We start from the raw sequence: 24,910 nt of genomic DNA, 5'->3' as shown, positions 1-24,910 counted from the left end.
CCGCCCATGTTCGACCTCCTGATCCGAAACGCAACGTTGCCGGACGGCCGCACCGCGCATGACATCGGTGTACAGAACGGCAGGATCGTCGCCGTAGAGGCGGGGATTGAAGATACGGCGGGCGAGGTGATCGACGCCGAGGGCCAGCTTCTGACGCCGCCGTTCGTCGACCCGCATTTTCACATGGACGCCACCCTGTCGCTGGGTTTGCCGCGCATGAACGTGTCGGGCACACTGCTCGAAGGCATCGCATTGTGGGGAGAGCTGCGGCCCACGCTGACGACGGATGCGCTGATCGACCGGGCGGTGCGCTATTGCGATCTCGCCGTATCCAAGGGGCTTCTGGCCGTGCGCAGCCATGTCGACGTCTCGGATCCGCGCCTGGTCACGGCCGAGGCGATGCTGGAGGTGCGGCGCGTCGTGGCGCCGTATCTGGACCTGCAACTGGTCGCCTTCCCGCAGGACGGATACTACCGCTGTGCTGAAGCGGCAGACGCGCTGGAGCGTGCACTCGACATGGGTGTCGAGATCGTCGGCGGCATCCCTCATTTCGAACGCACCATGGAGGACGGCGCCCGCTCGGTCGAGGCGCTTTGCCGGATCGCGGCCGACCGGGGCCTTCGGGTCGACATGCATTGCGACGAGACCGACGACCCCCTGTCGCGCCACGTGGAAACGCTGGCCGCCCAGACCGTGCGCTTCGGGCTGCAGGGGCGGGTGGCCGGTTCACACCTGACCTCGATGCATTCGATGGACAATTACTATGTCTCGAAGCTGCTGCCCCTCATGGCCGAGGCCGAGATGGCAGCGATCCCGAACCCGCTGATCAACATGATGCTGCAAGGCCGCCACGACACCTATCCCAAGCGGCGCGGCCTGACGCGTATCCCCGAGCTGATGGCCGCCGGCATCCCGGTCGGGCTGGGGCAGGATTGCGTTCTGGACCCGTGGTACTCGATGGGGTCGGGCGATCTGCTGGACGTGGCGCATATGGCGCTGCACGCGACGCAGATGGGTTCGGGGGACCAGAAACGCGCCATCTTCGACGCGGTGACGGTTAATTCGGCCCGGATCATGGGGCTGGAGGGCTACGGGCTGGAGGTTGGGTGCCACGCCGATATGGTGCTGTTGCAGGCACGCGACCCGGCCGAGGCGATCCGCCTGCGCCCGAACCGCCTGAAGGTGATCCGGCGCGGCAAGGTCATCGCCGAAACGGCACCCGAACTCAGCTGCCTGTCCCTGGACGGGCGCCCGGCGCAGGTCGATCCGTCGGAGTATGCACCGCGCCATTCCGCGTGACCGATTTGCCGCCGTTTGCCCAAATACCGGGCATTGGGGTCTTGCCCGTTCGGCGATACGCCCGCAAACTTGACTTTGGGGCGCGGCAATTCGCCCTCTACGCCCAGTCGCCGGACGTCCGGCCAAGAAAAGACCGCACCGGATCGTCTCCGGACCGCATGGGAGAATGCTGATGTCACGACTTTTGATGAACCGCCGCCGCCTTCTGGGCACTTCCGCAGCGCTCGGTGCCGCGACCCTGTTCGCGCCCGCACTGCGCGCGCAATCCCCGGTGAAGGTCGCGGGCATCCATGCCTCCCCGGTCGAGAATGCGTGGAACTCGGTCCTGCATGCGGCCCTTCTGGGCGCGCACGAGGAGGGGGTTATCGACTATACCTTCTCGGAAGGGGTATCGGGCACCGATTACCCCCGCGCGATGCGCGAATATGCCGAAGCCGGTAACGTGCTGATCGTCGGCGAATCCTACGCGGTCGAGCGCGAGGCGCGGACCGTCGCGTCCGACTATCCCGACACCGCATTCCTGATGGGATCCTCGGGCGAGGCTGCTGGCGACAATTTTGGGGTCTTCGGCACGTGGAACTGGGAGGCCGCGTATCTGGCCGGCATGCTGGCGGGCGAGATGACCGAAACCGGAACCGTGGGCTCGGTCGGGGCGATCCCGATCCCCGAGGTGAACATGCTGATCAACGGCTTCGCCGACGGTGTGAAGGCGGTGAACCCCGACGCCACGCATCTGGTCAGCTTCATCGGCACGTTCTTCGACCCCCCGAAGGCGCGCGAGGCCGGCCTGGCCCAGATCGACAGCGGCGCGGACATCCTGTTCGGCGAACGGATCGGCACGGCGGACGCCGCCCAGGAACGCGGCATCAAGGCGATCGGATCGCTGATCAACTATACCCCGCGCTATCCCGACACCGTGTTTGCCAACGCGATGTGGTATTTCCGCCCGCTTCTGGACACCGCTCTGACGGATGCGGTGGGGGGCAATCCGGTGGGCAAGACCTATACCCCGCTGAGCCTGATGGAGGACGGCGGCAACGACATCGTCTTCGTCGAAGGGGTCGCCCCGCCCGAGGCCGTCACCCGCATGGAAGAGGTTCGCGCCGCCATCAAGGCCGGCGAGTTCGAGGTTCCGCGCAATTTCGATGAGCCGGCCTGAGACCTGCCCAGACCGTGACCCGCGTTCTCGAGCTTGAGGGGATCACCAAGCGCTTCGGCGCCGTGACCGCGAATGACGACGTCTCGCTACATTTGGAGCGGGGCGAGATCGTCGCCCTGCTGGGAGAGAACGGCGCGGGCAAAACGACACTGATGTCGATTCTGTTCGGCCATTACACGGCCGATTCCGGGACCGTCCGGGTCGACGGCCAAGAGCTGCCCCCCGGCCGGTCCCGCGCCGCCATTCAGGCGGGTGTGGGCATGGTGCATCAGCATTTTGCACTGGCCCCGAACTTGACGGTGCTGGACAATGTGCTGACGGGGACAGAACCGCTATGGAAGCCCCGCTCGGACCGAGCGGGCGGGCGCGAGAAGCTGGTGGGGCTGGCGCGCCGGTTCGGGCTGAAGGTGGACCCCGACGCGCGCGTCTCTGATCTGTCGGTAGGCGAATGCCAGCGGGTCGAGATCCTGAAGGCGCTGTATAACGACGCGCGAATCCTGATCCTGGATGAGCCGACGGCCGTTCTGACCGCGCAAGAGGCAGAGGGACTGTTCGCCACCTTGCGCCAGATGACGCAGCGTGGCCTGTCGCTGATCTTCATCAGTCACAAGCTGGGCGAGGTGATGGCGGCCGCGGATCGGGTCGTCGTGCTGCGTCATGGCCGTGTCGTAGCCGAAAGGCGCAAGGTCCACACCTCGAAGGAGGAGCTGGCCGAACTGATGGTGGGCCGCGCGGTCAAGCGGCCCACCCGCCCCCCCGCGACGCCGGGCGAGCTCCTGCTGGAAGGGGTCGACCTTCATCTGGCGGGCAAGGGCGGTGCGTCGCTGAAAGGCGCCAGTTTCCATCTGCGCGCGGGCGAGACGCTGGGCATCATCGGCGTGTCGGGCAACGGGCAGACGACGTTGGCGGGCCTTGTGTCTGGGTTGTATCCGCCCGACGTGGGGAAACTTCTGATCGAAGGGCACCGGCCGCCGCGCCACGACGTGCCCCACGCCATCGCGGCCGGGATCGGCCGCATCCCCGAGGATCGCAACGCCGAAGGGGCGATCGGCGACATGACCACGTGGGAGAACGTGGTGCTGGAACGGATCTGGTCGCCGGATTACTCGACCCGGGGGTTGGTGCGGCGCGACGCGGCCCGCGCGACGACCGAGGCGATCCTGCGCGATTACGATGTGCGGGGTGCCCGCGTGGACGGGCGAATCCGGCTGCTGTCGGGTGGGAACATGCAAAAGCTGATCCTGGGACGCGTGCTGTCGGCGGATCCGCGTATCGTCGTGGCCGCGCAGCCCAGCCGGGGTCTGGACGAGGGCGCCATCGCCGGCGTCCACGAACGGTTGCTGGAGGCACGGTCGCGCGGGGCAGGGGTGCTTCTGATCTCGGAGGATCTGGAGGAAGTGATGGCCCTGTCGGATCGGATCATGGCCATCGTCGGGGGGCGCCTGTCGCCCGCCATCCCGGCCGAACGGGCGACGCAGCAGCTTCTGGGCCTGATGATGGCCGGCGACTGGTCGACGCTGGACGATATCGCGGCGGAGGGTGTCCATGCGGTTTGAACGCCGCGCGCATCCTTCGCGCGCGTTGACGATTTTGGCGCCTATCTGCGCCATCCTGCTGGCGCTGCTGCTGGCCGGGGGCCTGATCGCCATTGCCGGGGCGAACCCGCTGAAGGCCTATCGCCTGATCCTGACCGGGGCCTTCGGTTCCCGGCTGGGCCTGTCGGAGACGTTGACCCGCACGACGCCGCTGATCCTGACCGGCCTCGCAGCGGCCGTCGCGTTCCGCGCGCGGCTGTGGAATATCGGGGCCGAAGGGCAGTTCTATCTTGGCGCGCTGGCCGTGCCCGCGTTCTGCATGCTTCCGCTGGTCAGCTCTCTGCCCGGGCCGATCCTGATCCCCCTGTGCCTTATGGCGGGTGCGGTCGCGGGAATGGTCCTGCTTTTGCTGCCGTTGGGCCTGCGGCTGAAATTCGGCGTGGACGAGGTGGTGACGACGCTGCTTTTGAACTTCGTCGCAGTGCTGTTCGTGTCGCTGATGATCGAAGGGCCGATGAAGGATCCGATGGCGTTCGGCTGGCCGCAATCGGTGCCGGTGCCGGACGCGGCGATCCTGCCGAAACTCATGGACCGTGCCCGGCTGCATGCCGGCCTGCCGCTGGCGCTGGCCGTCGCGGTGGCGGTCTGGTGGGTGCAGGCGCGCAGCGTGTTCGGCATGCGGTCCCGTGCCGTGGGGCTGAACCCCCGCGCGGCGGCGTTCGCGGGTGTGCCGCTGGGGCGCACTCTGGTCGCGGTCGCCTGCCTGTCGGGCGGATTGGCGGGGCTGGCCGGCGCGGTCGAGGTGATGGGCGTCAAGGCCTATGTCACGACCGACCTGTCGCCCAATTACGGCTATTCCGGCATCGTCATCGCAATGCTGGCGAACCTGAACCCGCTGGCGGTCATCGCCGCCGCGCTATTCTCGGCCGTAATGTTCGTGGGCGCCGACAGCATGAGCCGCGCGCTGTCCATCCCGTCCTATATCGCCGATGTCACCGTCGCCCTGTCGCTGCTGACCATGCTGGTCGCGATCTTCCTGGCCCAATACCGGATCCGCAGATGAGCGTCCTGTTCGATATCCTCGCCTCGGTCGGCATGTGGGAGGCGGTGCTGCGCATCGCGACCCCCCTGATCCTGGGAACGCTGGGCGTCCTTCTGTGCGAGCGAGTGGGCGTTCTGAACCTGGGGATCGAGGGGATCATGACCTTCGGGGCGATGATCGGCTGGCTTACGGTCTATGGCGGTGGGGATCTGTGGACCGGGCTTCTGGTGGCAGCCGCGGCGGGGGCAATGTTCGGGCTGCTTCATGCGCTGCTGACGGTGCCGCTTGGCCTCAGCCAGCATGTCACGGGGCTGGGAATCACGCTGTTCGCGGCCAGCTTTTCTTACTACGTGTTCCGCCTCGCGGTTCCCACGGCCTCGTCCCCTCCGACGATCGAGCCGTTCCGCCCGTTGGCCGTGCCGTTTCTATCGGACCTGCCGTTCCTGGGCCCCGTGCTGTTCACGCAAACCGCACCGACCTACCTTGCTCTGGTTCTGGTCGCCGCCATCGCTTGGGGTCTTTACCGTACGCCACTGGGGCTCGCGGTGCGGATGGCGGGCGAGAACCCGCATGCGCTGGATGCGCAAGGCGTCGATCCGATCCTGCTGCGGATCGGGGCGATCATGGCGGGATCGGCGCTGATGGGGATGGCGGGGGCGTTTCTGACCACGGCAGCCTTCAACTCGTTCTTTCCCACCATGGTGCAGGGGCGGGGGTGGATCTGCGTGGCACTGGTCGTGTTTGCCTCGTGGCGGCCCGAGCGGGCGCTTCTGGGGGCGCTGCTGTTCGCGTTCTTCGACGCGTTCCAGCTGCGCCTGCAGACGGTGGTGGATGGCGTGCCCTACCAGCTGTTCCTGATGCTGCCCTATCTTCTGTCGATCCTGGCGCTGGTTCTGATGGCGCGGCGGGCCCGCGTGCCGCAGGCCCTGATGCAGCCCTACCGCCGAGGGGAGCGTTAGGTCCCGTCCTTGCGAACGCGCGCGGCGCGCTTGTCGGCGAAGGCGGCCAGACGTTCGCGTGCGTCGGGCTGTGTGTTGACGATGCCGGCCACCGTCGCCTCGGCATAGGCCGCATCCAGGCTCGACATGTTCTGCATGTGGCTGATGGCCGAGCAGATGGCGAAATTGGTCAACGGCAGGTTCTGAGCGGTCTTCGTCGCGATCTGCCGCGCCATGTCCAGGCTGGAGCCGTCGGTGAGGTATTGCGCGAGGCCCAGGTCGATCGCTTCTTGCCCGTGATAGACGCGGCCGGTCAGCATCATGTCGATCATCCGTGCCTTGCCGACCAGATCGGCCACCCGGATCGTGGCACCGCCCCCGGTGAACAGGCCGCGCTGGCCTTCGGGCAGGGCGAAATAGGTGCTATCATCGGCCACGCGGATATGCGCGGCGCTGGCCAGTTCCAGACCGCCGCCCACGACCGCGCCCTTCAGCGCGGCGATGACCGGAACGCCGCCATATTCCATCTTGTTAAACGCCTCGTGCCAGCGCAGGCACAGCTGCCAGAAGGCGGCCGGACTGCGGTCGGCGTCGTGGTGTTCGACCAGATCGAGGCCCGCGCAGAAGTGGTCTCCCGCGCCCGACAGGACGACGGCCCGCGCATCGGCGCGCGGCGCGATCGAGAACAGGTCGACCAGCGCTTCGACTGTTTCGGCATCCAGCGCGTTGCGCTTGTGCGGTCGGTTCAGTTCGACATGCCAGACGCCGTCATCGTCCGGGGTGACCGACAGGTTGGTGAAACGGGTGAAATCCGGGTCGAGCGGCATGGGCATCCTCTGGTCTGGCTATCGCGCGCACCCTGTCCGAGGTGTCGCGCGATGCCAATAGGGTCAGCCCAACGCACGTTCGAACGCGGTGCGATAGATCTCGCGCAACTCGTCCAGCGGCGCCGTTTTCGAGCCAAGCGTGACTTGGTCGCCTCCGAACCGGCCGACATGGGTGATCGGCACCTCGGCCTTCCCGGCGGCGACCATCAGCGTCTCGGCCGCGTCGAAGCTGCAGGCGATCAGATAACGGCCCTGATCTTCGCCGAAGAGGCTCGCGGTCTTCTTCTTCTTGTCGATGGTCACGCCCATGCCGGCGGCCTCGGCCATCTCGAACGCGGCCAGGGCCAGCCCGCCATCGGCGATGTCGGTCACGGCGCGAAGCCAGGCGCGGTTGTCGAGTATGAACTCGCCATGGCGGCGTTCGGCCTTGAGGTCCACCGGCGGGGGTGGGCCGTCGCGACGGTCGAACGCGACCTCCAGCAACGCCGAGCGGCCCAAGTGGCCCACGGTCTTGCCGATGACCAGCGCAAGGTCGCCCTCCTGCGGCAGGCCTGCGATCATCTCGGAGATGTCGTCGATCAGGCCCACGGCGCCAATGGTGGGCGTGGGCAGGATGCCGGTGCCGTCGGTTTCGTTGTATAGGGAGACGTTGCCCGACACGATGGGCATATCCAGCGCGGCACAGGCCTGACCGATCCCTTTGATCGCGCCGACGAACTGACCCATGATGCGGGGCTTTTCGGGGTTGCCGAAATTCATGTTGTCGGTGGTGGCCAAGGGACGCGCGCCCACGGAGACGAGGTTGCGATACGCCTCGGCCACGGCCTGCTTGCCGCCTTCCTTGGGGTCGGCGACGACATAGCGCGGCGTCACGTCCGAGGTGAAGGCCAGGGCCTTTTCGGTGCCGTGGACCCGCACCACGCCTGCGCCGAAGCCGGGGGTGCGCAGTGTGTCGGCACCGACCTGGGTGTCGTATTGCTCGTAGACCCAGTGCTTGGACGCATAGGCGGGGTGGGAGATCAGCGCCTTCAGTCCTTCGATCGCGTCGATCTTGGGGCCGTTTTCCAGCGGGGGCGACGGCTCGGTTGGTTCCCACGGGCGGTCGTATTCGGGGGCTGCGCCCGAGAGGGTCGACAGCGGTAGGTTCGCCATCTCTTCACCCTTGTGCACGACGATGAAACGATCCTCGGGGATGGTCTCGCCCACGATGGCGAAGTCGAGGTCCCACTTGTCGAACACCGCGCGGGCCTCGGCCTCTTTCGTCGGGTCGAGGACCATCAGCATCCGTTCCTGCGACTCGGACAGCATCATCTCGTAGGCAGTCATCTCCGCCTCGCGCTGGGGCACGTCGTCGAGGTTCAAGCGCACGCCCAAGCCGCCCTTGTCGCCCATCTCGACCGCGGAACAGGTCAGGCCCGCAGCCCCCATGTCCTGAATGGCGATTACCGCGCCGGTCTGCATCAGCTCGAGACACGCCTCCATCAGGCGCTTTTCGGTGAAGGGATCGCCCACTTGCACGGTGGGGCGCTTTTCCTCGATGGTCTCGTCGAACTCCGCCGAGGCCATGGTCGCGCCGCCGACGCCGTCGCGCCCCGTCTTGGCGCCAAGGTAGACGACGGGCATCCCGACGCCTGAGGCGGCCGAATAGAAGATGCTGTCGGTCTCGGCCAGGCCGGCGGCGAAGGCGTTTACGAGGCAGTTGCCGTTATAGGAGGGGTCGAACCTGACCTCTCCGCCCACGGTCGGCACGCCGAAGGAATTGCCGTAGCTGCCGATGCCTTCCACGACGCCGTGGACGAGGCTGCGCGTCTTGGCGTGCGAGACCTCGCCGAAGCTGAGGGCGTTCATCGCGGCGATGGGGCGGGCGCCCATGGTGAAGACGTCGCGCAGGATGCCGCCCACGCCGGTCGCGGCGCCCTGATGCGGCTCGATATACGAGGGGTGGTTGTGGCTTTCCATCTTGAAGATCACCGCCTGCCCGTCGCCGATATCGACGACGCCGGCATTCTCGCCCGGGCCGCAGATGACCTGCGGGCCGGTGGTAGGCAGGGTGCGCAGCCACTTCTTTGACGACTTGTAGGAACAGTGCTCGTTCCACATGGCCGAGAAGATGCCGAGCTCGGTAAACGAGGGCTCGCGGCCGAGAATGTCGAGGATGCGGTCGTATTCGTCCGGCTTCAGCCCGTGGGCCGAGATGAGGTCGGGCGTAAGGTCGGGATCTGGCATGGGGCTCTGGGGCTTGGGACGCGGGATCGGGGGGGGGCCTACCACGCCGGGGCCGGGAAGGCGAGACGCCTGTTGTTCGAAGCACCCCGCACAAAAAAAGGCCGGGCCCAAAGGCCCGGCCAGTCCAACAGGGAGGTAAGCAGTGCCGACGGATGTCGACGCCGCTTGAATGGCATCTAGTGCTCCATTCTTGGGCGTTCAATGAACGACTATTCGCGTCTTGACAGGTCCGCTATGCGCTCTGCGCATGCCTTGCGCTTTCGACGGCGGTGATGTTGCGCGCAGTCTCGCTGAGTTCCTCCAGGATGAACTCGCGGAAGGCCGCGATGCGCTGAGAATGCCGAAGCTCTTCCGGGTAGGCGAGATAGACGGGGATCTGGGCGGATTCAACGTGTGGCAGCACCCGTTCCATGTGGGCGAAATCGGCCAGCAGGTAATCGGGCAGCACACCGATCCCCAAGCCCGACAGGACGCCCTGAAGCACGCCGAAATAGTTGTTCACCGTCAGGGTCGAAGGGATCCCGACGGCATGCAGGCTTTCGATCAGGGTCTGCCCGGAGGAGACCTGATGCGCGGTGACCGCCTGGCTGATGAGGCGGTGGTTCGACAGATCCTCGACCGTTTCGGGGCGCCCGGCCTGTTCGAGGTATGCGGGCGTCGCGTAAAGGCGCATCCGCACGGTGTTCAGGCGCTTGCGCACGAGATCGGCCTGGCTGGGTTCCTTCATGCGGATGGCGACGTCTGCCTCGCGCATGGGAAGATCCAGCACGCGTTCCTCCAGCATGAGGTCGATCTTCAGGTTGGGGTACTTGGCGTAAAGCTTCGACAGGCGCGGGGTCAGCCATAACGTGCCGAACCCGGTGGTGGTGGTGACGCGCAGTTCGCCGAATACCTCGTCCCGGCTGTCGCGGATTCGCGCGGCGGCGGTATCGAGGCGGCGATACATGGCCTGCGTCGCGTCGTGCAGAAGCTCGCCCTGTTCGGTCAGGATCAGGCCCCGGGCGTGGCGGTGGAACAGCACCGTCTCGAGGCTTTCCTCGAGCGCGCGGATTTGTCGAGACACGGCCGACTGGCTAAGGTGCAAGGCTTCGCCCGCGGCGGTCAGCGACCCCGCTTCGGCGACCGCGTGAAACACGCGCAGTTTGTCCCAATCCATCATGGTGCGCCTCGATTACCCCTGAAACGTTAAGAACTCATGTGGGGCGTTTGCGCATCCGCAAAAGAGGCAGGCGCGAAGCTTTGTGAATTGTAAGGCGCCCATAACAGGTTACGCTGTTAAAAAATACTCGGAGAGCCTGAAAATGTCGCGACAAGATATACGTCTGTCAGATCGCTATGACCTGGACAAGTCGCCGATCCTTCTGAATGGCACCCAGGCGCTGGTTCGGCTGATGCTGATGCAGAAGGCCCGGGATCGCGCGGCGGGGCTGAACACGGCCGGCTACGTGACGGGGTATCGCGGATCTCCGTTGGGGGGTGTGGACCTGAACATGGCCAAGGCGTCCGAGCTTCTGGCCAAGAACGATATCCTGTTCCAGCCCGGTTTGAACGAGGATCTGTCGGCCACGGCGATCTGGGGCGCGCAGCAGGCCGGTCTGCGCGGCGACGGCAAGTTCGATGGCGTATTCGGCCTGTGGTACGGGAAGGGGCCGGGGGTCGATCGGTCGGGCGACGTAATGCGCCACGCCAACATGGCCGGTACCGCCAAATGGGGCGGCGCGCTGATGGCGATGGGCGACGACCACACGGGCGAATCCTCGACCACCTGTCACCAGTCGGACTGGGCGATGGTGGACGCCTACATGCCGGTCCTGTCCCCCGCGGGCGTGCAGGAGATCCTTGATTTCGGGCTTTACGGCTATGCTCTGTCGCGGTTCGCGGGCGTCTGGGCGGGGCTGAAGCTGATGAAGGACACGGTCGAGGTGACGAGCGTGATCGACGGTCGCCCCGACCGGATGTCCTTCGTCACGCCCGATTTCCCGATCATGCCCGAGGACGGGCTGAACATCCGGCTGGGCGATCACTGGGTCGCGCAGGAGGCGCGGATGATCGACCACAAGCGCTTCGCGGCCGAGGCGTTTTCCCGCGCCAACGGCATGGACAAGCGCGTCTGGGGCAAGCCGGGCGCGAAGATCGGCTTCGTCGCGGCGGGCAAGAACTGGTTGGATCTGGTTCATGCGCTGTCGCTTCTGGGGATCGACGAGGACCGGGCCGCGGATCTGGGGATCACCACCTACAAGGTCGGCCAGACCTTTCCCTTGGACATGGCGGGGTTCCACGACTGGGCCGAGGGGCTGGAGCTGATCGTCGTGGTCGAGGAAAAGCGCAAACTGATCGAGGTCCAGATCAAGGAGGCGATCTTCGACGATCGGCGCAGCCGCCGCGTCTATGGCTGGTACAAGGGCGGCGCGGGCAGCATGCACCGCGAGGAACTGTTCCCGACGAAGATGAGCCTCGACCCCGTTCTGATCGCCGAGAGGCTGGGCGCAATCCTGACCGAGGAGGGACGAGGCAGCGACGATCTGGCCGGCCGCATCAAACGGCTGGAGGAGACGCGCCGCGCCGACAACGCGCAGGAGCTGGCGGTGCGCACGCCTTATTTCTGCGCAGGGTGTCCCCACAACACCTCGACCAACCTGCCGGATGGCAGCCGCGCCTATGCCGGGATCGGCTGTCACATCATGGCGATGTGGATGGATCGAGAGACGTCGAACTACACCCATATGGGGGCGGAAGGCGCCAACTGGATCGGCGAGGGGCCGTTTTCCACCACCAAGCACGTCTTCCAGAACATCGGTGACGGAACCTACAACCACTCAGGCATCCTGGCGATCCGGGCCGCCTTGGCCGCGAATGCGCGGATCACCTACAAGATCCTCTATAACGATGCCGTGGCGATGACCGGCGGACAGACGAACGAAGGGGGGCTGGGGCCGGATCGCATCGCGCAGGAACTTCACGCGATGGGGGTGCGCAAGATCGACGTGGTCTACGACCCAAAGGAAGAGCCGATCCGCGACGGGTTTCCGAAGACGGTCGGGTGGCACGAGCGGGATGACCTGCCCTCGGTGATGGAGGACTGCAAGCGCACCGAGGGCGTGTCGGCCATCATCTATGTCCAGACATGCGCGGCCGAAAAGCGCCGGCGACGCAAGCGCGGGCAGTTCCCCGACCCCGACACGCGCATCTTCATCAACACGGATGTCTGCGAGGGCTGCGGCGATTGCGGGGTGCAGTCGAACTGTGTCGCCATCGTCCCGGTCGAGACCGAGCTGGGCCGCAAGCGCGCCATCGACCAGAGCCAGTGCAACAAGGATTACTCCTGCCTCAAGGGGTTCTGCCCGTCCTTCGTGACCGTCAAGGGCGGCGAGATCCGCAAGGAGGCGACGGCGGAGATCGACCTGGGCGACCTGCCCAAGCCCGATCTGCCGCAGATCGACGGGACGTGGAACGTGGTCATTACCGGCGTCGGCGGCACCGGTGTTGTGACCATCGGCGCCGTGCTGGCCATGGCCGCCCATATGGACGGACGCGGCGCCGGCATGATGGAGATGGCGGGCCTGGCGCAGAAGGGAGGTGCTGTGCATGTCCATTGCCGCATCGGCGCGACCCCGGGCGACATCAGCGCGATCCGCGTGGCGACCGGAGAGGCCGACGCGATCATCGGCGGCGATCTGGTGGTCAGCGCGGGTGCGAAGACCATCGGCCTGATGCGACAGGGGCGGACCGGCGCGGTAGTCAACAACCACGAGATCACCACAGGCGATTTCACCCGCGATCCCGAGTTCCGCATCCCCACAAAAGACTTGGCCTTGGCGTTGGAGCGGCGCGTGCGGGACCGGCTGACGATGTTCGACGCGACCGAGCTTGCTCGGGCCGTGATGGGGGACACGATATTCTCGAACATGATCGTGTTCGGCGCCGCATGGCAGGCCGGGCTGATCCCGATCACGCTTGAGGCGCTGACCCGCGCCATCGAGCTGAACGGCGCGGCGGTCGAGAAGAACCTGCGCGCTTTCGAGGTTGGACGCTGGGCCGTCGTGAACCCAGATAAGGCCGCCCGCACATCCCGGGCGAACGTCGTGGAATTGCCGCAGACGCCCGAGGACCGGATCGCCTTCCGCGAGGATCACCTGACCGCCTATCAGGGAAAACGGCTGGCGCGGAAATACCGCGCCATGCTGGACGGGATCGACGACCCCGAGCTGCGCATGGCCGTGGCCGAGGGATACCACAAACTGTTGGCCTACAAGGACGAATACGAGGTCGGGCGACTTCTGCGCCAGACCCGCAGAAAGGTCGAGGAACGGTTCGCGAACGTCGAAAGCCTGACCTACCATCTGGCGCCGCCTGCCTTGGGCGGGCAAGAAGGCGGTCGCCCGAAGAAGCGGGCCTTCGGTCCTTGGGTCGAACGCCTGTATCCGCTGTTGCACCGGGGGAAAATGTTGCGGGGCACGCCGCTCGACCCGTTCGGATACAGCGCCGAGCGGCGGATGGAGCGGAACCTGATCAAGCAATACGAGGCCGACATGGAAGACGTCCTGCCCAAGGTCGATACCTCACGCGACGCCGTGATCGCACTGGCCCGCCTGCCCATGGAGATACGCGGATTCGGGCCGGTGAAGGATGCGAACGCGAAGACCGCCGCGGCGCGTCGAGAGGAGCTCTTGCACGCGATCCACACTGGCGGATCCTCTGCACGTCACGCCGCGGAATGACGCTTGGCCGGGGGCCACTGGCTGCAGTATGTCTGCGGTGAAATGAGCAGACATATCGCCCGGGACATCACCTATGCCACCTCTGCCAGCACGCGCGGGGGACGGACGGTCATTCGCTGGGTCGAGAACGCGACCGGCCGCATCTCGCTGATCCGGCGGGCCAGGGGATATGATCTGGAGGTCGGGCAGGGGCGCGATTTCTGGCAGGTGATGGTCGATCGCTATGGGCTGACGCCTGACGTGGTGGGCGGGTCGCTGGACCTGATCCCTAAGACCGGGCCGCTGATCGTCGTGTCGAACCACCCCTACGGAATCCTCGACGGGTTGATGATGGGGCATATCCTGTCCATCGCGCGGGGCGATTTCCGCATTCTCGCGCACCGCGTCTTTCGCCGCGCGCAGGAGCTGAACCGGATCATCCTGCCGATCTCTTTCGATGGAACGAAGGAGGCGCAGCAGCAGAATATCGAGACGCGCAAGGACGCGCTGGCCTATCTGGCGCAGGGCGGGGCCATCGGGGTGTTTCCGGGCGGCACGGTATCGACCGCGCCGAAGCCGTTCGGGCAGGCGTTCGATCCCGTGTGGCGCGGATTCACGGCGAAGATGATCGCGAAATCAGGTGCGACCGTGGTGCCGATCTATTTCCACGGGTCGAACAGCCGCGTGTTCCAGATGGCTAGTCATCTTCATTCCACGTTGCGCCTGGCGCTTTTGATCAAAGAATTCCGCGGTCGGGTTGACGCACCGGTACGCATCACCGTGGGTACCCCGGTACCGCCTTCGGAGCTGAAGGCGCGGGCGGGGGACAGCCGGGCGCTCATGGACTTCCTGCGTGCGACGACCTATGCCCTGTCCCCGAACCATGTCGGTGCGGCGGCATACGGATTCGAGTTCGAGGACAGGTACAGGTCAAGCAATGGCGGTGGGCGTATTCGATAGCGGTCTGGGCGGCTTGACCGTCCTTGGCTCTCTGGAAAAGCGGTTACCGGAGGTGCCGTTCGTCTATTTCGCGGACAGCGCCCATGCGCCCTATGGCGTGCGGACGGCGGACAATATCTATGACTTGACGCGCCCCGCCATCGAACGCCTTTGGGACGAGGGCTGCGACCTGGTGGTTCTGGCGTGCAACACAGCCTCGGCCGCGGCGCTGCGCCGGATGCAGGAGACGTGGCTGCCCAAGGACAAGCGCGTGCTCGGCGTTTTCGTGCCACTGATCGAGGCCCTGACCGAACGGAACTGGGGCGACAACAGCCCCCCGCGGGAGGTGGCCGTGAGCCATGTGGCCCTGTTCGCGACCCCCGCAACGGTATCGAGCCGCGCTTTCCAGCGCGAGCTGGCGTTCCGCGCCATCGGCGTCGATGTCGAGGCGCAGGCCTGCGGCGGCGTCGTCGATGCCATCGAGGAGGGCGACATGATCCTGGCCGAGGCATTGGTTCGCAGCCACGTGGACGCGCTGAAGCGCAAGATGCCCCATCCGCAGGCCGCGATCCTGGGATGCACGCACTACCCGCTGGTCGAGGAGGTGTTCCAGGACGCGCTGGGGCCGGATGTCGAGGTCTATAGTCAGGCGAACTTGGTGGCCGCAAGCCTTGAGGATTACCTCAAGCGCAGGCCCGAGATGCTGGGATCGGGGACGGAGCGCAAGTTCCTGACGACCGGCGACCCGAAACGCGTGTCGGGGCGGGCGACGCAGTTCCTGAAACGCAGCATTACCTTCGAGAAGGCCTGAGGCGCGACCGGGCAGGAGACTGATATGATACGCAATATCGCGATCCTAGGGGCATCTGGTTATACCGGCGCCGAGCTGGTGCGGATCATCGCCACGCACCCGTACATGCGCGTTGCCGCGCTGTCGGGCGAGCGCAAGGCGGGTCAAGCGATGCGCGAGGTGTTCCCGCACCTGCGCCATCTGGACCTACCGGATCTGGTGAAGATCGAGGAAATCGACTTTTCCGGAATCGATCTGGCGTTCTGCGCGCTGCCCCACGCAACCTCGCAGGCGGTGATCGCCGAGTTGCCGCGCGATCTGAAAGTCGTGGACCTGTCGGCCGATTTCCGTCTACGCGAGGCTGCGGATTACGAGAAATGGTACGGCAAACCCCACACCGCGACCGATCTGCAGCGTGAGGCCGTCTATGGGCTGACCGAGTTCTACCGCGAGGAAATCCGCGCCGCGCGGTTGGTGGCGGGCACGGGGTGCAACGCGGCAACCGGGCAATTCGCGCTGCGGCCGCTGATAGAGGCGGGGGTCATCGACCTCGATCAGATCATCATGGATCTGAAATGCGGCGTCTCGGGCGCCGGGCGGGCGTTGAAGGAGAACTTGCTGCACGCCGAGTTGTCGGAGGGGTATCACGCCTATGCCGTGGGCGGCATCCACCGGCATCTGGGCGAGTTCGATCAGGAGTTTTCCAAGATCGCCGGGCGCAAGGTCGAGGTGCAGTTCACCCCGCATCTTATCCCGGCGAACCGCGGTATCCTGGCGACCGTCTATGTGCAGGGCGACGCGGCGGCGATTCACCGCACGCTGTCCGGGGCCTATGCCGATGAGCCGTTCCTGCAGGTGCTTCCGATGGGCGAGGCCCCGTCGACCCGCCATGTTCGCGGATCCAACTTTTGCCACCTGGGCGTGGTGCAGGACCGGCGCGATGGCCGGGCCATCGTGGTCGCAGCGCTCGACAACCTCACCAAGGGGTCATCGGGTCAGGCTGTGCAGAACGCGAACCTGATGCTAGGTATAGAGGAGACGGCGGGGCTGATGCTGGCCCCGGTCTTTCCGTGAGGCGCCGATGAAGGGTTTGAAGAAGAAACGCCGGATCCAGGTCATCCTGGTGGCCGTGGTCGCGCTGATCGCGTCGACTGCGCTGATCGGATACGCGATGCGCGACGGGATCAATTTCTTCCGCTCGCCCAGCCAGGTGGCCGAGCTTCCGCCGGGGCCCGACGAGGTGTTTCGAATCGGCGGCCTGGTCGAGGATGGAAGCCTGATCCGCGGGCAGGGCGAGACGGTGAGCTTTCGCGTCACCGATGGCGGCGCGTCGGTCCCGGTGTCCTATACGGGTGTCCTGCCGGACCTGTTTGGCGAGGGCGAAGGGATGGTCGGCACGGGGCGCTACGTGAACGGCACCTTCCAGGCATCTGAAATTCTTGCGAAACACGACGAGTCCTACATGCCCAAAGAGGTTATCGATTCGTTAAAGGAGCAAGACGTTTACCAGGCACCGGACGCCGAGATTTCGATGAATTAACCTTTGCCGCGGAGGTTGCCCCTCGTTTTCTGACGAGGCGGAGGGGCCATGCGGAGTGTAAGGGAAATAGCCGAAGAGATCGTCGAACGAGAGGGCGGGTTCGTCCACGATCCCGATGATCCCGGTGGGGCGACGAAGCATGGGGTGACGCTGGGCACGATGCGGCGTCTCGGCCTCGATCTTGATGGTGACGGGGATGTCGATGTGGCCGATGTCCACCGCATGGATCCGTCCGCAGCGGCCGATGTTTTTGTGCGCGAATATTATCAGCGCCCGGGAATCGGCCGGTTGCCTGAAGCACTACGGGCGACGGTCTTTGACATGTACGTCAATGCCGGTGCGAACGCGGTGAAAATCCTGCAGCGCCTGCTGTGCGACATGGGCCAGACGGTCGTGGTCGACGGCGCGATCGGGCCGCAGACCATCGCGGCCGCCGAGGCTGCGCAAGCGGCAGCCCCCCGGCATCTGGCGGATGCTTACGGGATCGCACGGCGAAACTATTACTACCGGTTGGGTGACGCGCGTGCGCCGCTGCGCAAGTTCTGCAGGCGGCGGGACGGGGGCAAGGGCGGCTGGATCGTGCGGGCTGAAAGCTTCATCTCGGACCGGTATCATTTCAGCGCGACCGAACATGCCCGGAGGATCGCATCATGGGGCTGATCGACAGAGGCATGGGAGTATTGTTCGGATCGGGCGGCAAGGTTCTGACCGAGACCGCCGAGCTCTTCCGCGAAAACGCCGAGAACCGCGCTGTCCGGGACGTCGAGATGCGGTCCGAAGCGCTAGGGCAGTTCGCGGCCGAGTTCCAGCATGCCGACAAGGGCGGGTTCGACCGGTTCATGGACGGGCTGAACCGCGTGCCGCGGCCGGCGATGGCCCTGGGCACAATGGGCCTGTTCGGGGCTGCGATGGTCGATCCGGTCTGGTTCGGCGCCCGGATGGACGGGCTCGCGACGGTGCCCGATCCGCTGTGGTGGCTGCTTGGGGCGATCGTGTCGTTCTACTTCGGCGCGCGTCATCAGGCCAAGGGGCAAGAGTTCCGCCGGTCGGTCATCGCCGCCGCCCGGATGCTGCCGCCGGTCGTTCAGACGCCCGACACGCCCCAGGTGGAGCCGGAAGGCGACCGGGTCGAACGCACACGGGGTGAGGACGAGGGCCTCGCCGGACCCAACGCAGCGCTGGATGCATGGAGGGCGGGCTAATGAACGAAGACTGGATGCGCGCCATCGAACGCCGGCTGAACATCGTCGAGACCCGTAACGCCGTCGAAGACGTTCATCGCGGCAATGTCGAAACCCGTCTGACGGCAATCGAGGACACGCTGAAATGGCTTGTCCGGCTGATCCTGGGGGCGCTGATCCTTGGAATCGTCGCCTATGCCCTGAGCGGGGGATTCGCGAATGGCTAGGTCGTTGACGGCGGCCTTCGCCGCGGTTTGCGCTGTTTTCGCGCTGGAGTTCGGCGGCGTGATCGAGGGGCGCCTGTTTCCCGTCGTTGGACCCGTGGTGCTGGGCACGGGCGAGGGGCAGCCCGACGGCTCCACGATGTTTGCGGCGACGTCGAGAAAACTGCGGGGATGCGTGTTCGAGCGTGTCGAATGGTATCTGGGCCAAAGACGTGGTGCGCGGGTCGCTGTCCCGGCTATGTTCCGGGATGCGCCCCAGGTGCGCGGCATCGGGTCGCTGAGTTGGACCGGACTTTCCGTCCGCCTGGACGAAAAGCTCGTGCGCGCCGACAGCTTTGCGGACGTCATCCATCATTGCCGATTGCGGCCATGGAAAACGCGCACACGGTTCCACGACCCCGTGCGGTAACGAAACCGCGCGTCAGTGGCGCGCGGCGATCCGAACCATTGGCGTTCGCGCCGGGTGAGAGTACACAGACCCCATGCTTATAGAACTCGGTCATTTCGCCCTCATCCTCGCCTTCATCATGGCGGCGGTTCAATGCGTCCTGCCCATGGTCGGGGCACAGAAGGGGTGGCGCGGCTACATGGCCGCGGGCGAGCCGGCTGCGACGGCGCAGTTCCTGTTCCTGGCGTTTTCCTTCGCGGTTCTGACCTGGGCCTTCGTGACCTCGGATTTCTCGGTCCGACTGGTGACCCTGAACTCGCACACCGCGAAGCCGCTGATCTACAAGATCACGGGCGTTTGGGGGAACCACGAGGGCTCGATGTTGCTGTGGTGTCTGGTTCTGGCGTTCTATTCAGCGCTGGCAGCTTGGTTCGGCGGCAACCTGTCCGACACTCTGCGCGCGCGGGTTTTGGGGGTGCAGGGGGCGATCTCGGTCGCGTTCCTGGGGTTCCTGATCTTCACGTCGAACCCGTTCTGGCGGCTGGAGGTGCCCCCGCTGAACGGGGAGGATCTGAACCCGCTTTTGCAGGACCCGGGCTTGGCGTTCCATCCGCCGTTCCTGTATCTTGGGTATGTCGGGCTTTCGATGGCGTTCTCGTTCGCGGTCGCCGCATTGATCGAAGGGCGGGTCGATGCCGCATGGGGGCGCTGGGTTCGTCCCTGGACGCTTGTTGCTTGGGTTTTTCTGACCATCGGCATCGCGCTGGGGTCGTGGTGGGCATATTACGAGCTGGGCTGGGGCGGATTCTGGTTCTGGGACCCGGTCGAGAATGCCAGCTTCATGCCCTGGCTGATCGCGGCGGCCTTGCTGCATTCGGCCATCGTGGTGGAAAAGCGCGAGGCTCTGAAATCCTGGACGATCCTCTTGGCGATCCTGGCCTTCGGATTCTCGCTGATCGGCGCGTTCATTGTGCGCTCGGGCGTGCTGACCTCGGTTCATGCCTTCGCGAATGATCCTGAACGGGGCGTATACCTGTTGGCGATCACCGGGGTCTTCATGGGTGGTGCGCTGACCCTCTATGCCGCGCGGGCGGCAAGCCTTGAAGCGAAGGGCGTGTTCTCTCTGACCAGTCGGGAGTCGGCCTTGGTCGCCAACAATATCCTGCTGGCTGTCTCGGCCTTCGTGGTGTTCGTCGGCACTGTCTGGCCCCTGGTGGCCGAGATGGCGTTCGACCGAAAGCTTTCGGTGGGCGCGCCGTTCTTCGATGCAGCCTTCACGCCCTTCATGGTCGCACTTGCCGCCATCATGCCCATCGGCGCGCTGTTGCCGTGGAAGCGGGGGAAGCTGGATCGCGTGATGGGGCAGCTTTGGGGGATCCTGGCCCTGTCGCTGGCGCTTGGCGCGCTGGTGTGGGTGATGCAGACGGGCGGATCGATCCTGGCCCCCGCCGGCGCAGTTCTGGCCGCGTGGCTGGTTCTGGGCGCGCTGGTCGATCTGAAGGCTCGGGCGGGTCGAGGCGACCTTTCGGCGCGTCTGCGGCGTCTGCGTTATTTGCCGCGCGCGGACTGGGGGAAGGCCGTTGCCCATGCGGGGTTCGGCATCACTCTGTTCGGCGTCGCCGCCCTGACGGCTTGGCAGGTCGAGGATATTCGCGTGGCCCAAGAAGGCCAAAGCTTCGCTGTCGGCCCCTACGAGATCACGCTGGTCTCGGTCGAGCAGCGTCAGGTCTCGAACTACCAGACGACGCTGGCCCGGATGGAGGTCACGCGAAACGGCAATCCGGTCGCCACGCTGTTCCCGGAAAAGCGCTTTTATCCCGTCGCCCGCATGCCCACGACCGAGGCCGCGATCGACAATGGCATCCTGCGCGACCTGTACCTAGTGATCGGCGACCCGCAGGACGCGGGAGGATGGGCGGTCCGTACCTATATCAAGCCGTTCGCGAACTGGATTTGGGCTGGGGCGATCATCATGGCGCTTGGGGGGGGCCTGTCGCTGTCCGACAGGCGTCACCGGGTCGCGGCAGGGGCAGCGAAGGCCCCGAGAGCAGCGGTGCCTGCGGAATGAGGTGGCTTGTCCTGACCCTGGTGCTTCTGGCATCGCCCGCCCTCGCGGTTCAACCTGACGAGGTTCTGGACGACCCGCGGCTGGAAGAGAGGGCGCGGGAACTCTCCAAGGGTCTGCGGTGCCTGGTCTGCCGTAACGAGAATATCGACGAGTCGAACGCCGACTTGGCGCGCGATCTGCGGTTGGCGGTACGCGAACGGCTGGTCGCGGGCGACAGCGACGAGGAGGTCATCGAATACCTCGTCAATCGGTACGGGGAATACGTGCTGCTTCAGCCCCGCGCGAACGGGGTCAACCTGATCCTGTGGTTGGCCGGCCCCGCCATGCTTCTGGGCGGAATCGGTGTGGCGGCGGTAGCCCTGCGGCGCAAGCCCACAGCCACGCAGAACGACGCGGCGCTCAGCCCCGAGGAACAGGCCCGCTTGAACGCAATCCTCAAGGAGTGACGGGCGCGGATGATCCGAGGCGGAAGCCCTTGATCGTGGTGATCGGGCTTCCCAAGTCCGGCATCTGTATGATCCAGGCGGCCCTGATCGAGGCGGACCCGGCAACGGTTCATTAAAAATGGAACGGCGAACCGGTTGACCGACAGGCCTATGGCGGGCGGTACAATCGCGGCGATCCCCTATCTCATTTCGATGGGGCGCGATGCGATCACGCGGCTGGATTTCTGCTTGCCAGCTTCTGCTTGAACCTCGACAGCTTTTTCCCGGCCTTCGCCGGCTTCTCGACCGCCGGTATCCGGCCCTGATCGCGGACAATTTGGCGCGGTGGTACGATCTCCAAGGCCGCGCCATGAAGTCGGACTGTCCCGGATTGCCGCGGGGGCGGCAGGCGCATGGACTACCTTGTTTTGTGGTTTGACACGTAGAACCGCGCGCTCGAGCGGAAATTTCAGGGCGATCCGCGTTTCCTCAGCCTCGGGATCTCGAACGATGACGCCTCTGGCTGCATTCCTTTGGATCGATATGCCGCGCTTGGGAACGGTCAATCGAAACGCCGGGAGTCGCGGCCGGACGTCTTCGATGGCCGAGTGACGGCGCGTCGGACTTCCCCGCACGACGCTTTCTTGCCATGGTCGGCGCAACATATACCGTAGGAGCCGACATGCAGTACGAGGCCATTAAGTTCGCCGTCCGCGACGACGTCGCCATCCTGACGCTGAACCGGCCCGACCGGAAGAATGCGCTGAACAGCCAGATGCGGGCCGAGATCACCCATGCCGTGAAAGAGGCCGGGCAGACCGCGCGGGTTCTGGTGATCACAGGGGCCGGGGGTGCTTTCTGTTCGGGGCAGGATCTGGCGGACGGGGCCAACGCCGCGAACATGGACCTGGAACGGGTCCTGCGGGACGAGTACGAGCCGATGCTGAGCGCCATCGTCGATTGCCCGGTGCCCACGATCTCGGCCGTCAAAGGGGCGGCGGCGGGGGCCGGGGCCAACCTGGCGCTGGGGGCTGACATCGTCATCGCCGCTGAATCATCGGTGTTCCTTCAGGCCTTCACTCGGATCGGTCTGATCCCGGACGCGGGCGGCACTTATTGGTTGCCGCGTCAGATGGGGCTGGCCAAGGCCATGGGCGCGGCCCTGTTCGCCGAGCCGATCACCGCGACGCAGGCCGAAGCCTGGGGCATGATCTGGGAATGCGTGCCCGACGAGGACTTCGCGGACCATTGGTGGCGCAGGGCGCTACACCTGGCGACCGGTCCGACCGAAGCCTATCGCGGCGTAAAGGAAGCATTGCGCACGAGCTTTGCGAACGATCTGCCCGAGCAGCTGGAGCTCGAGGCGCGGCTTCAAGGGCGGATGGGCACCACCCGTGACTTCCGCGAGGGGGTTCTGGCGTTCCTGGAAAAGCGCCCGGCGCGATACGAAGGGCGCTAGGCCGGGCGGGTGTCCCGGTGACATCCGTTGCACCGTTTTTGGGTATTTGGACAAGGATGAAGGGGGCAGGGCGGCACGGTATCGCGCCGCCCCACGACCGAGATTGCGCGGTCAGGCCTCGGTGACCTGAACCTGCTGGCGGTTGAGCGTCACCCAGCCATAGCTGGTCAGGAACGCGATATCGGCCGCGTCCCGGCCGACCCCGATGATCGCCAGTTGGTCGGGTGTCGCCATACCGGTCGGGTCGACGAGGTGCCAGCGCCCCTCCAGCCAGACTTCGGCCACGGCGTGGAAATCCTGCGGGGTCACGTTGGGGCCGTAGCAACTGACCATGCGGGCCGGGATCGCCTTGGCGCGGGCCAACGAGATCAGCACATGCGCGAAGTCGCGGCAGATCCCGCGGCGCTGCACGAAGGTTTCCAGCGCGGTGGTCGACGGACCCGACGCGCCGGGCGAATAGGTGAAGCGTTCACCCACCCAGTTCGCCATCTCCATGATGCATTGACCGCCGCTGGAATGACCGAACTCGGCCGCGACGAAGCTTTGGAATTCGTCGGAGGGGCAATAGCGCGAGGCCATCAGATAGCGCACGGCTTCGTGCGGGAGACGGTGGACGGGGTCGGACTGAAGCTTGGTGATGTCCTCGTTCGTGCGCGTGATATCGACGGTCGCCTCGTAGCGGACCGTCAGGCTGTCTTGGCAGGAAAGCCACACTCGGGTGCCGATGGAATCCTCGGCCGAGATCCGGCTGAGATAGGTGGTCGATCCCGCGTCCAGACGCTCATGCTCGATCCGCTGGACGGGCATGGCGGCCGTCTCGATCTGCAGAAGGACGTCGGTTTCCGTTTCCATGCCGTAGTCGAGTTCGGCGGTGATCTTGAGTTTCATGCGAGGTCCTTGCGGCAATGCAGAGATGTCGTGCGTCTGTACACGGACGGACGCGGGAACGCGATGCCATTCAGGCGGTTGGATGCGGGCAAAGACAGGAGTTTTCCATGTACGACCGTTCCATTCTATTCTCGCCCGTGCGCATGGGCAGCCTCGACCTGCCGAACCGCGTGCTGATGGCGCCGCTGACGCGAAACCGCGCGCATCCCGACGGCACCCCCTGGGACGTGGCGCAGACCTACTACGCCCAGCGGGCCAGCGCCGGGATGATCCTGACCGAGGCCACCCAGGTCACCGCGATGGGGAAAGGATACATCAACACGCCCGGCATCCATACACCCGGCCATGTCGCGGCGTGGAAGAAGATCACCGACGCGGTGCACGCGCAGGGCGGTCGCATCTACATGCAGTTGTGGCACGTGGGACGGATCAGCCACGTCTCGCTTCTGCCCGAGGGGCAGACGCCGCAGGCCCCGTCGGCGATCCGGGCCGATCAGAAGACCTTCACCGCGAACGGATTCGAGGATTGCTCGGAGCCCCATGCCGTGACGACCGACGAGATTGCCGAGCTTGTCGAAATCTATCGCCAGGGCGCCCAAAACGCGAAAGACGCCGGGTTCGACGGTGTCGAGATCCACGCCGCGAATGGCTACCTGATCGACCAGTTCTTGCAGGACAAGACAAACCATCGCGACGACGAATATGGCGGCAGCATCGACAACCGGATGCGTTTCCTGCGCGAGGTGATCGACGCGGTGACCAGCGTCTGGGATCGCGACCGGGTCGGCGTGCGCCTGTCGCCTTTGGGGCAGGCCAACGACATGGGCGACAGCGATCCCGAGGCGACGTTCTCGGAGGTCTACAAGATGCTGTCGGGGCAGAAGCTGGCCTATCTGCACGTGGTCGAAAGCTTCTACGGCACCGACACGAAGAGCGAGGAAGAACAGATGCTGAAGCGTCTGCGCAAGCTCTATGACGGGTTCTACATCGCAAACGGAGAGCTGGACGGCGACAAGCTGGCCGAGGTGATCCGCGACGGCCATGCCGATGCGGGGACGATCGGCCGCGACTTCATCGCGAACCCGGACCTGCCCGAGCGGTTCCGCACGGGGGCTTCGCTGAATGCGCAGGATCAGGACACGTTCTACGGTGGCGACGAGACAGGCTATACCGATTATCCGTTCCTGGACGCGATCAAGCCGGTCTGATCTTCTGCGCCTGGCGACGAAAAAAGACCCCCGAGCATCCTCGGGGGTCTTTCTTTTGTCTCGCTTGTCCGGCCCCG

Annotated in this window: 23 protein-coding genes; 18 read left to right on the top strand and 5 right to left on the bottom strand. The window is 65.5% G+C overall.

Going from position 1 to position 24,910, the window contains the following annotated elements; translation table 11 throughout:
- Positions 1–6: 6 nt before the first annotated feature.
- From PAA8504_RS00875 to PAA8504_RS00855, 5 genes are all read left to right on the top strand, one after another.
- Positions 7–1,299 carry an amidohydrolase family protein gene (locus PAA8504_RS00875; protein WP_108892287.1) on the top strand — a complete coding sequence of 431 codons (1,293 nt, stop codon included), beginning with the start codon at positions 7–9 and terminating at the stop codon, positions 1,297–1,299.
- A 172-nt stretch (positions 1,300–1,471) separates the two neighbouring features.
- Complete coding sequence (locus tag PAA8504_RS00870) at positions 1,472–2,458, top strand: BMP family protein (protein ID WP_108892783.1); 987 nt, start codon at positions 1,472–1,474, stop codon at positions 2,456–2,458.
- A 14-nt stretch (positions 2,459–2,472) separates the two neighbouring features.
- On the top strand, positions 2,473–4,014 hold the full coding sequence (locus PAA8504_RS00865) for an ABC transporter ATP-binding protein (RefSeq protein WP_108892286.1): 1,542 nt from the start codon (positions 2,473–2,475) through the stop codon (positions 4,012–4,014).
- Positions 4,004–5,056 (top strand): ABC transporter permease, encoded by a 1,053-nt coding sequence (locus tag PAA8504_RS00860; protein WP_108892285.1) that lies wholly within the window; start codon positions 4,004–4,006, stop codon positions 5,054–5,056. Before PAA8504_RS00865 ends, PAA8504_RS00860 begins: the two co-directional genes overlap by 11 nt.
- Positions 5,053–5,994 carry an ABC transporter permease gene (locus tag PAA8504_RS00855; RefSeq protein WP_108892284.1) on the top strand — a complete coding sequence of 314 codons (942 nt, stop codon included), beginning with the start codon at positions 5,053–5,055 and terminating at the stop codon, positions 5,992–5,994. The genes PAA8504_RS00860 and PAA8504_RS00855 overlap by 4 nt, the downstream gene beginning before the upstream one ends.
- Here PAA8504_RS00855 and PAA8504_RS00850 read toward each other — a convergent pair.
- The 3 genes from PAA8504_RS00850 to PAA8504_RS00840 all read right to left on the bottom strand — a co-directional run bounded on the left by PAA8504_RS00850 (position 5,991) and on the right by PAA8504_RS00840 (position 10,182).
- Positions 5,991–6,800 (bottom strand): crotonase/enoyl-CoA hydratase family protein, encoded by an 810-nt coding sequence (locus tag PAA8504_RS00850; RefSeq protein WP_370739660.1) that lies wholly within the window; start codon positions 6,798–6,800, stop codon positions 5,991–5,993. The two genes, PAA8504_RS00855 and PAA8504_RS00850, sit on opposite strands and share 4 nt — an antisense overlap.
- A gap of 63 nt (positions 6,801–6,863) precedes the next feature.
- Positions 6,864–9,026 carry a phosphoribosylformylglycinamidine synthase subunit PurL gene (gene purL / locus PAA8504_RS00845; RefSeq protein WP_108892282.1) on the bottom strand — a complete coding sequence of 721 codons (2,163 nt, stop codon included), beginning with the start codon at positions 9,024–9,026 and terminating at the stop codon, positions 6,864–6,866.
- 232 nt (positions 9,027–9,258) lie between these two features.
- On the bottom strand, positions 9,259–10,182 hold the full coding sequence (locus tag PAA8504_RS00840) for a LysR family transcriptional regulator (protein WP_108892782.1): 924 nt from the start codon (positions 10,180–10,182) through the stop codon (positions 9,259–9,261).
- A 139-nt stretch (positions 10,183–10,321) separates the two neighbouring features.
- On the opposite strand from PAA8504_RS00840, the gene PAA8504_RS00835 reads away from it, so the two are divergent.
- The 11 genes from PAA8504_RS00835 (at position 10,322) to PAA8504_RS00785 (ending at position 21,299) form a co-directional block, all read left to right on the top strand.
- Positions 10,322–13,744: an indolepyruvate ferredoxin oxidoreductase family protein gene (locus PAA8504_RS00835; RefSeq protein ID WP_281259933.1), complete on the top strand. Its 3,423-nt coding sequence runs from the start codon at positions 10,322–10,324 to the stop codon at positions 13,742–13,744.
- Between the two features lie 42 nt (positions 13,745–13,786).
- Positions 13,787–14,683 carry a lysophospholipid acyltransferase family protein gene (locus PAA8504_RS00830; RefSeq protein ID WP_108892781.1) on the top strand — a complete coding sequence of 299 codons (897 nt, stop codon included), beginning with the start codon at positions 13,787–13,789 and terminating at the stop codon, positions 14,681–14,683.
- Positions 14,661–15,473, top strand: coding sequence for a glutamate racemase (locus tag PAA8504_RS00825; RefSeq protein ID WP_108892280.1), 813 nt, complete (start codon positions 14,661–14,663; stop codon positions 15,471–15,473). Before PAA8504_RS00830 ends, PAA8504_RS00825 begins: the two co-directional genes overlap by 23 nt.
- A gap of 24 nt (positions 15,474–15,497) precedes the next feature.
- Positions 15,498–16,526 carry an N-acetyl-gamma-glutamyl-phosphate reductase gene (gene argC, locus PAA8504_RS00820; RefSeq protein ID WP_108892279.1) on the top strand — a complete coding sequence of 343 codons (1,029 nt, stop codon included), beginning with the start codon at positions 15,498–15,500 and terminating at the stop codon, positions 16,524–16,526.
- 7 nt (positions 16,527–16,533) lie between these two features.
- Complete coding sequence (gene ccmE, locus PAA8504_RS00815) at positions 16,534–16,992, top strand: cytochrome c maturation protein CcmE (RefSeq protein WP_108892278.1); 459 nt, start codon at positions 16,534–16,536, stop codon at positions 16,990–16,992.
- A gap of 48 nt (positions 16,993–17,040) precedes the next feature.
- Entirely contained in the window at positions 17,041–17,652 is a 612-nt protein-coding gene (locus tag PAA8504_RS00810; protein WP_108892277.1) for a holin-associated N-acetylmuramidase, read from the top strand.
- A complete protein-coding gene (locus tag PAA8504_RS00805; protein ID WP_108892276.1) occupies positions 17,643–18,194 on the top strand; it encodes a holin family protein in 552 nt (183 codons plus the stop codon). Before PAA8504_RS00810 ends, PAA8504_RS00805 begins: the two co-directional genes overlap by 10 nt.
- The gene (locus PAA8504_RS00800; protein ID WP_108892275.1) at positions 18,194–18,400 is read left to right on the top strand and encodes a hemolysin XhlA family protein; all 207 of its coding nucleotides are present in this window, start codon (positions 18,194–18,196) and stop codon (positions 18,398–18,400) included. Before PAA8504_RS00805 ends, PAA8504_RS00800 begins: the two co-directional genes overlap by 1 nt.
- Entirely contained in the window at positions 18,393–18,806 is a 414-nt protein-coding gene (locus PAA8504_RS00795; RefSeq protein ID WP_146190430.1) for a hypothetical protein, read from the top strand. The genes PAA8504_RS00800 and PAA8504_RS00795 overlap by 8 nt, the downstream gene beginning before the upstream one ends.
- Before the next feature lie 73 nt (positions 18,807–18,879).
- Positions 18,880–20,853 carry a heme lyase CcmF/NrfE family subunit gene (locus PAA8504_RS00790; protein ID WP_108892273.1) on the top strand — a complete coding sequence of 658 codons (1,974 nt, stop codon included), beginning with the start codon at positions 18,880–18,882 and terminating at the stop codon, positions 20,851–20,853.
- Complete coding sequence (locus tag PAA8504_RS00785; protein WP_108892272.1) at positions 20,850–21,299, top strand: cytochrome c-type biogenesis protein; 450 nt, start codon at positions 20,850–20,852, stop codon at positions 21,297–21,299. Before PAA8504_RS00790 ends, PAA8504_RS00785 begins: the two co-directional genes overlap by 4 nt.
- Before the next feature lie 179 nt (positions 21,300–21,478).
- On the opposite strand, the gene PAA8504_RS21740 is transcribed toward PAA8504_RS00785, so the two are convergent.
- Positions 21,479–21,844: a hypothetical protein gene (locus tag PAA8504_RS21740; RefSeq protein ID WP_146190429.1), complete on the bottom strand. Its 366-nt coding sequence runs from the start codon at positions 21,842–21,844 to the stop codon at positions 21,479–21,481.
- 116 nt (positions 21,845–21,960) lie between these two features.
- Here PAA8504_RS21740 and PAA8504_RS00780 point away from each other — a divergent pair, with 116 nt between their 5' ends.
- Positions 21,961–22,737 carry an enoyl-CoA hydratase-related protein gene (locus tag PAA8504_RS00780; RefSeq protein ID WP_108892271.1) on the top strand — a complete coding sequence of 259 codons (777 nt, stop codon included), beginning with the start codon at positions 21,961–21,963 and terminating at the stop codon, positions 22,735–22,737.
- Positions 22,738–22,848: 111 nt separating this feature from the next.
- Here PAA8504_RS00780 and PAA8504_RS00775 read toward each other — a convergent pair whose 3' ends face one another.
- Positions 22,849–23,625 carry a transglutaminase-like domain-containing protein gene (locus PAA8504_RS00775; RefSeq protein WP_108892270.1) on the bottom strand — a complete coding sequence of 259 codons (777 nt, stop codon included), beginning with the start codon at positions 23,623–23,625 and terminating at the stop codon, positions 22,849–22,851.
- Positions 23,626–23,732: 107 nt separating this feature from the next.
- Here PAA8504_RS00775 and PAA8504_RS00770 point away from each other — a divergent pair, with 107 nt between their 5' ends.
- Complete coding sequence (locus PAA8504_RS00770; protein WP_108892269.1) at positions 23,733–24,833, top strand: alkene reductase; 1,101 nt, start codon at positions 23,733–23,735, stop codon at positions 24,831–24,833.
- Positions 24,834–24,910: the final 77 nt, after the last annotated feature.

Origin of the sequence: Palleronia abyssalis (assembly GCF_900302445.1) — a bacterium.
GTDB classification, from domain to species: domain Bacteria; phylum Pseudomonadota; class Alphaproteobacteria; order Rhodobacterales; family Rhodobacteraceae; genus Palleronia; species Palleronia abyssalis.
This window is presented reverse-complemented; position numbering and strand designations above follow the sequence as displayed.